This is a genomic window from Rhodococcus sp. P4_B6, assembly GCF_056402215.1.
This window is the reverse complement of the sequence record NZ_JBFUHV010000292.1, coordinates 1-6,872: the sequence shown is the minus strand read 5'-3', so window position 1 is coordinate 6,872 and position 6,872 is coordinate 1. Positions and strand designations below refer to the sequence as shown.

Genomic DNA, 6,872 nt, shown 5'->3' with positions numbered 1-6,872 from the left:
CCGTCGCCGTTGCTGTCGATCAGGTGCACGTCCGGGTTGCCGTCGGCGGTGGTGTCGAGCCGGGTGTCGGTGATCCGCCCGTCCTCGATGACGTCCTGGCGGACCGGTGCGCCGGTGGTCGGGTCGAGGTGGGTCGCGAGGTCGACGGTTCCGTCGTCGTCGAGGTCCTCGGCGAGGCGGATCCCGGTGGCGGTGGGGGCGATACCGGTTTCGTAGGTGCCGTTGCCGTCGGTGTCCTGCTCGACGAGCGTGATGGAGCCGTCCTCGTCGATGTGGGTGATGGTTTCGACCCCCTCGATGCGGGTGTGGATCAGGTCGACGTTCCCGTCGCCGTCGACGTCGCGCGGCGAGTAGTACTCCCCGCCGGTGCCGACCCCCAGATCGGTCTCGCCGGCGGTGCCGGTTCCCAGGTCGGTGTCGTCGGCGATGGGGCCCGGAGCGGTACCGGCTCCGACCGGATCGGCTGCCACCGGCGGCTGCTCGCTAGCGGCGGGGGCGGTGGTGTAGCTGGCGTCCTGCGGGTCCCCGATCAGGTTGGGGCTGGGCGAGGTGGTGCCGGTGGTGGTCGGGTTGTCCTGKGCGSCGCGGGGGTTRCTCATCTCGAATCCTTGTCCGTCGAMGGTRTTGGCCGGGAAGCGTGTTCCCTGYGYTGTCGAGAGTTRGATGCGGTGARTGSYCCGAAAGGTTCCCGGACTTCCTGAAAAACTTTGCGACCGGCCGCGACCTGGGGCGAAAGGCCTGCACAGACACCTGCGCCCGCCCCGAAAGWRGGGCGGGCGCAGTCTCTGCGGCGGCGGTGGAGGTTAGTTGATCAGGCCGGCGCGGGAGAGGAACGTCTTCGCCCCGTCGAGGCCCTGGGCGTCGCTGAAGCTGGCCATCACCCCGGTCGAGCTGTTGGCGTACCAGATCGAGTAGGTGTTCGCGTAGCCAGGACCGTCGATGTGTGCGGCCGCGGTCCGCGGGATGTTCTCCACGATCTCGTTGTCGGTCGAGGTGGTGTCGTTCTGGAAGCCCTGCCGGATGCCGAGGACTCGCTTTTTCGCCTCGGCGGGGTCGACGCTGACGATGATCGATTGGTAGTCCTGGTCGGAGATCCCGGCGGTCAACGCGGTGCCCTCTTTCAGGGTGCATTGCATCTGGAGGCCACCGTTCTCGGTTTCCCCGTTGGTTTTGCAGTTCTCCAGATCTGTTCGCAATGCTGCCGGAAGGGCTGCCAGTACAGCCTCTTTCGTGGTCGGAACCTGCGTGTTTCCGGTTCCGGACGCGCCGGCCTGCTCTGCGTTGGCGGTGTCACCGGCGGCGGCTGCGGTGTCGGCGGGCGGCACCTGGTCAGTTGCGCCCTTGTCTCCGGTGAGGGCAATCGCTCCGATGACGCCGGCGACGACCACCACGGCGGCGGCGGCCGCGGCGCCGATCACTACCCACTTCTTTCTACCCGTACCTGTGCCAGCTGGCGCCGGCGTGGGTGTGGGTTGCCATGTCGCTGTCGTTCGGTCCGGACCGGACGGCGGGATGGGTGCCGTTGCCGCCGGGCCGTCGGGTCGGGACGGTTGCGACGGAGGGGTGGGATGGGTGTACCGCGACCCGACTCCGCCCGCGGCGCCGGTGTTGCCGAGGCCGCGGACGATCGGGGCGGCGGCCGCGATCGCCCCCTGCGCGACGACGGTCTTCGGGTCGTCGAGGGTGGCGATCGGCCCGAGTGCCTTGAGGTGTTCCTGCACGATCGGGATTCGGGAGGAGCCTCCGGTCAGATACAGCGCGTGCAGCCCGGTGGGGTCGGTGACGTGGGCGTCGGCGAGGGTTGCCCGGGTGAGGGTGACCGCCTTCTCCAATGCCGGGGTGATGAGCTCCTCGAACTCCTCGCGGGTGATCTGGAACTTCTCGGTGTGCCCGCCGCCGGCGACGGTGATGGTCGCGGACGGCGCTTCCGAGAGCAGTTCCTTGGCGCGGCGGATCGAATCGTCGAGGGCGTGCCGGATGTCGATAGGTGCCGATCGTAGGTAATCGCCCAGTTCGGGGTTGCGGGCGTCGAGTTGTTCGTCGACCCATCGGCGGATGTAGGCGTCGAAGTTCTTGCCGCCGAGGCCGTTGTCGCCGCGTGCGGCGACAACGTCGAATGTGCCGTGGTCGTTGGCGGCCAATACGGCGATGTCGAGGGTGCCGCCGCCGAAGTCGAACACTGCGATCTTCGCGCCTGGGGGCAGGGTGTTCGACCGCGAATAGTAGTGCGCCGCTGCCCGTGGTTCGGACACCGTGGTCACCTGGGAGGGGTCCAGCCCGAGTTGGGCGGCGGCGTCCAGGAGTACCTGGATCTCGCGTGGGGACCAGGCCTCCGGGTGGGTGAGCACCAGCTGGGCGGGTGCCTGCCCGGCGTGTGCGGCCCGGGCCCGGGCCATGACCGAATCGAGTACCGCGGCGACCGGCACCGACGATGCGATCGCGTAGCCGTTGACGTTTACCACGCCCTGGCCGATCACGCGCTTCGGTGAGGGCATGTAGGCGGCGGGGTTGGTTTCGGCGCGGTTGGTGGCGACGTCTCCGACCGCGATCTGGTGCGGGGATTCGACGAACACCGCGGAGGACATGGTGGTGCGGTTGTGGCTGAGTTGCAGTGCTTCCACGGCGCCGCTGACCGCGCCGGTGTGTGCGGCGGCGGTGTTGGAGGTGCCGAAGTCGATCCCCAGCAGCCAGTCCGGCCTAGACATTGATACCCCTCGTGATCGAGCCCCACGGATTACGCCCGGCGGCCTGTGCAGCGCGGCCGCGCCCGGGCATCATGTCACGGCGGCGCGGGGGCGGTGGCTGCGGCGTTCGGTAGAACATCACGGGTTGGTCCTTCCACAGGGGTGTGCGTCGGCGGTTGATAGTTCGATGCGCGTCGCAGGCGAAAGGTTCCCGCCCCACCCCCACTGATTCGCATGGGGTGCCGTCTGGGGGGGTCGGGTCAGGTGGTCGCGAGGGTGCCGTAGGTGTGCGCCAGCACGATCAGGGCGGCGTCCTCGGCCGCGGTCATCGTCGACAGCGCCTGCGTGTGCGCCCAGCTCAGCTTCTGCTGCGCCGTTGCCCGCACCTGGTCTGGGCCCGCGCTGTCCGGGAGCCCGAGCTGTCCGGCCGGGGTGTGATGTTCGAGGAGCCTTCGCACTTCGGTGGTGACCGGGGAACGGGGATCGGCCTCGAGCATGGACTTGAGGTGTTCGAACAGCACCACCGTGTGCAGGGCGGGGTCGCGGCGCAGGTGGTCCACGACGCCGCGGATCTGGTCCCGGGCGGGGTGGGTGAAGGCGAGTTGGTCGAGTTCGCGGATGATCCGGCTGGCCCGGTGCACGGCGGCGAACCGGCTCAGGTGCTGCGAGAGCACTCCCCGCAGCTGTGGGATCCCCGAGTGCGCGGTCAACCACTCGTTCAGGGTGGCGGCCCCACGGGCGGCAACGTCGCGGCCATGGACGATTCCGTATTCGCCGACCAGATCGAGGAGCCGATCGCGCACCGCCTCGGGCACCACGGTGGGGGTATCGGTGTCGAGGAGGTCGAGCACCTCGAGCGGCCCGTACCCGTTCAGCGACGCCAGCGCGCGGGCGTCGGACTCGGTGAGGGCCCCGGTGTGGGAGGTTTCGGCGAGCAGCCCGGCGATCGGCATCACCGTCATGACGGTGTCGGCGAGCCGGTCCGCCAGGACCCGTGCGTGGGCGATCGCGTGCTCGAGCGGATTGCGCTGCCCCAGTGCGCCTTCCCCGAATCCGTCGGCTCGGGAGAGGACTCCGAGGGTGTTCAGCGGGGTGAATCCGAGTTGTTTGAGGAAGGAGATCTCGTCGGCGCGGGGAGCGGAGTCGAAGAGGAACACCGCGGCGTCGGCGTCGACGGAGGCGGTGCGGGTCTGCTCGAACCCGTCGATGAGTACCCGGCGGGTGCGGGCCTCGTTCTCGGCGGTCAGCGTGGCCAGACCGGGGGTGTCGACCAGGGTGAAGTCGCGGATCGCCGCCGAGGGTAGCCACCGGTGCAGGTAGGCAACCTGTTCCGGGTCGACCCCCAGGTCGGCGGTGTGGCCGCGGGACAGGTGCAGCGCGCGGCGGGAGCCGTCGAGTAGGACCACCTCTGCGCGGGAGGGGGCGCCGTCCTGGTAGACGGCGACGATGCTGGTGGCCTCGAGGGCGGCGGTTTCGGCGACCGGCGCCCCGATCAGGGCGTTGACCAGTGTCGACTTGCCGGCCTTGAGTCGGCCGACGATCACGATCCGTGGCGGGGACCAGAGGATCTGGCCGATCCGGTTGGCGTGCGCGGCCAGATCGGGGGCCAGGCCGGCGAGTGCGTGCAGCGCCCGGTCCAGGCCGGCGCGCACCGGATCCCAGGCCGGTGCGGTAGGGGTGGCCGTCACCGGGGATCACCGCCCGCGTCGGCCGAGGGTGTGGTGTGCGTGGACAGTTCGGCGATCAGGGATTCGGCGCGGGTGATGTTGTTTTCGACCACCCGCAGGTTGTTCTGCAGGCGGGTCAGCTTCTTCTCCCGGGTGGCCTTGTCGGCCCGGGCGGTGTCCTCGGCGTCTTTGATCTGCGCCTGCAGGGTTGCGATCGAGGCTTTCACGTGTTCGCGGTAGCGGATGACGATTTCCGGGCGGGCAAGCGCCAGGGTGGATTCGAGCATCCGGGAGGTGGTGGTCTTCGTGGTCGCGATCGTCTCCCGCAACCAGCCCAGCAGGTTCGTCTTCCCTGCCCGCATCGCCTTGAAACCGAGATTGAATCCCACCCAGGCGACGCCGACGACTGCCCCGACGCCCATCATCGCCGAGACCCCGATCAGACCGCCGAGCATCGACGAGCCCATCACTCCCATGGTGATCATCGACGGATCGAGGAGCCCTTGCCGTTTGCCGGCGACCTGGTGGGTTTCCAGGGTGCGGTTCGACAACGTCGCGAGGACCTGCTCGGAGATTTCGTGCCAGATGACCTCCGAGGCGAATCTCGGTTGCACGATCTGGGTGTAGAGCTGCTCGAGGAACAGGTTGACCGACCCCGCCATCGCCGCCTGGAAATCGCGCTCCATTTCCGCGGTGAAATGTTGCGGGTTCCGGCGCAGCACCGCCATCCCGTTCTTGTTGATTCGGGTGGTCCACTTCTGGCGAATGTCGTCGAGTCGCCGGTCGAGGTCGTCGGTGGCGTGCTGGCGGATCAACGTCAGGTCCCGTTGCAGGTACTGCTCCCACTGCGTCGAGTGGTCCTTGAGGCCCTGCAATTCGGCCAGCTGTGCGGTCAGATCCGGGATGACCTCGCCGCTGCGGGTGATCGCCGCGATTTGGGTGCGCATGTCCGTCGCCAACGTACGCAACCCCTCGACCGCGGTCCGCAGCCCGGTGATCGCCGGAAGGTGTTCGGCGATGGCGAGTTTCGAGTCGATCAGGTTGCGCAGCTCGACGATCCCGGACCGTGCCTCGGCGTGGTCGCGCTGCGGTCCGGGTGCCATCTCCGCGGCGATCACCGCCCGCAGACTCGACACCCCAACCACCGGAATCTGACGGCCCAGGTGCCGGACCAAGAGTTCGCGGTCTTCGTCGACGATCGGACGCCAGCGGCGGATGTTCTTGTCGGTCTTGGTGACCACCACGATCAGTGATTCCACCGCGGACCCGGTCTTGTCGATGAACGCCATCTCCGGAGCCGTCAAGGGGGTGGTGGCATCGCACACGATCACCAACACGCATGCCTGCGACGCGGACGCTTCCGCCAGGACCGCGTAGGACGGGTCCAATCCGCCCACCCCGGGGGTGTCGATCACGGTGACGTCACCGAGCCGGCTGCCGGCCACCGGGACGATAGCCCGGGTGGGTAACTCCTCGATCCTGCTATCGGTGACATGGGCGCCCTCGCACGAGACCCAGTCCGCCAACTCGGCGTGCGGGATTTGCTCGGTTCGGTCCGGGAACAGGATCTGCGCCGTCCCACCGGGTTGCTCGGCGGTCGCCTCACCGAAGCTGATCGTCGTCGACGTCGTCACGTCCACTCCCACCGGTGAGGCTCCGCGCCACCCGACCAGCGCATTGACCAAGGAGCTCTTTCCCCGCTTGACCTCGCCGACCACGACCACCGACCGGGTCTGTTCCATGCTTTGGGCCCGCTGCTCGGCGAGATCGCTGATTGCGTCGTACCCGAACGGGCGCAGGATCTTGTCGGTGATCGACGAGAGCAGCACCTCGGTGCGCTCCCTCGGCGGCGCTTCGGCGGCTGGGGAGGCAACGGTGGCCGGTTGCCCGGCTTGGGCTGCGGATTCCACGCCCTCTCCCCTTTCCCGTCGATCTGTGTGCCCTGGTGTGGGCGCCGTCGAACCCTAGCGTGACCGGGCCTGGGCCTGCATCGCCAGCCGACCACCTCCCCCACAGCGGTGGGTGTGACGGAGGCCACCAGAAGGGTGTGGGAACCTTCCAGGCGGTCGCGGCCTCCAACTACCAAGACCACACGCTCCCGCCCGGCGACGCCGACACTCGCGGGGGGTGAGACAGGGAAGGGACCGACAAGACTATGAGGACAACCACGTGGATGCCGGCGGCAGTGCTCGCCACCGCAGTGCTGTTGGCCGGCTGCACCAACGCCGACACCACCGCCGAACCCACCGGCAAATCCGGCGGAGACCAAACTGCGACCGCGAGTGTCGATCCAGCCGCCCTCGACACCGGCAGCTACCCGACCAGTCCGGCCCCCGAGTTCGGGCGGGCCACCCAGGAAACCATCCTCGATGTCGATGGGCAGCGGCTCGCCGAGTTCACCGTCGTTCCCTTCGAGATCGACCCGGAACTGACCTCGGTGAAGATGCCCACGATGGTGATGCGCAGCGGCAAGAACCTCGGTGTCGTCCTCAGCGACGCCGCCGGGGACATCGCCCACAAC

General features: G+C 68.6%; 5 protein-coding genes. 1 reads left to right on the top strand and 4 read right to left on the bottom strand.

Annotation, left to right across the window (positions count from 1 at the left end; translation table 11 throughout):
• The 4 genes from AC1DWT_RS48765 to AC1DWT_RS48750 all read right to left on the bottom strand — a co-directional run.
• A partial coding sequence (locus AC1DWT_RS48765; RefSeq protein ID WP_477926018.1) for a hypothetical protein occupies positions 1 to 599 on the bottom strand: 599 nt, incomplete at its 3' end.
• A 204-nt stretch (positions 600 to 803) separates the two neighbouring features.
• Entirely contained in the window at positions 804 to 2,705 is a 1,902-nt protein-coding gene (locus AC1DWT_RS48760; RefSeq protein WP_477926017.1) for an Hsp70 family protein, read from the bottom strand.
• A 239-nt stretch (positions 2,706 to 2,944) separates the two neighbouring features.
• Positions 2,945 to 4,372: a GTPase gene (locus AC1DWT_RS48755; RefSeq protein ID WP_477926016.1), complete on the bottom strand. Its 1,428-nt coding sequence runs from the start codon at positions 4,370 to 4,372 to the stop codon at positions 2,945 to 2,947.
• Entirely contained in the window at positions 4,369 to 6,261 is a 1,893-nt protein-coding gene (locus tag AC1DWT_RS48750) for a dynamin family protein (protein ID WP_477926015.1), read from the bottom strand. The genes AC1DWT_RS48755 and AC1DWT_RS48750 overlap by 4 nt, the downstream gene beginning before the upstream one ends.
• Before the next feature lie 245 nt (positions 6,262 to 6,506).
• Between AC1DWT_RS48750 and AC1DWT_RS48745 the strand changes: the two genes are divergently transcribed.
• A partial coding sequence (locus AC1DWT_RS48745) for a DUF7373 family lipoprotein (RefSeq protein ID WP_477926014.1) occupies positions 6,507 to 6,872 on the top strand: 366 nt, incomplete at its 3' end.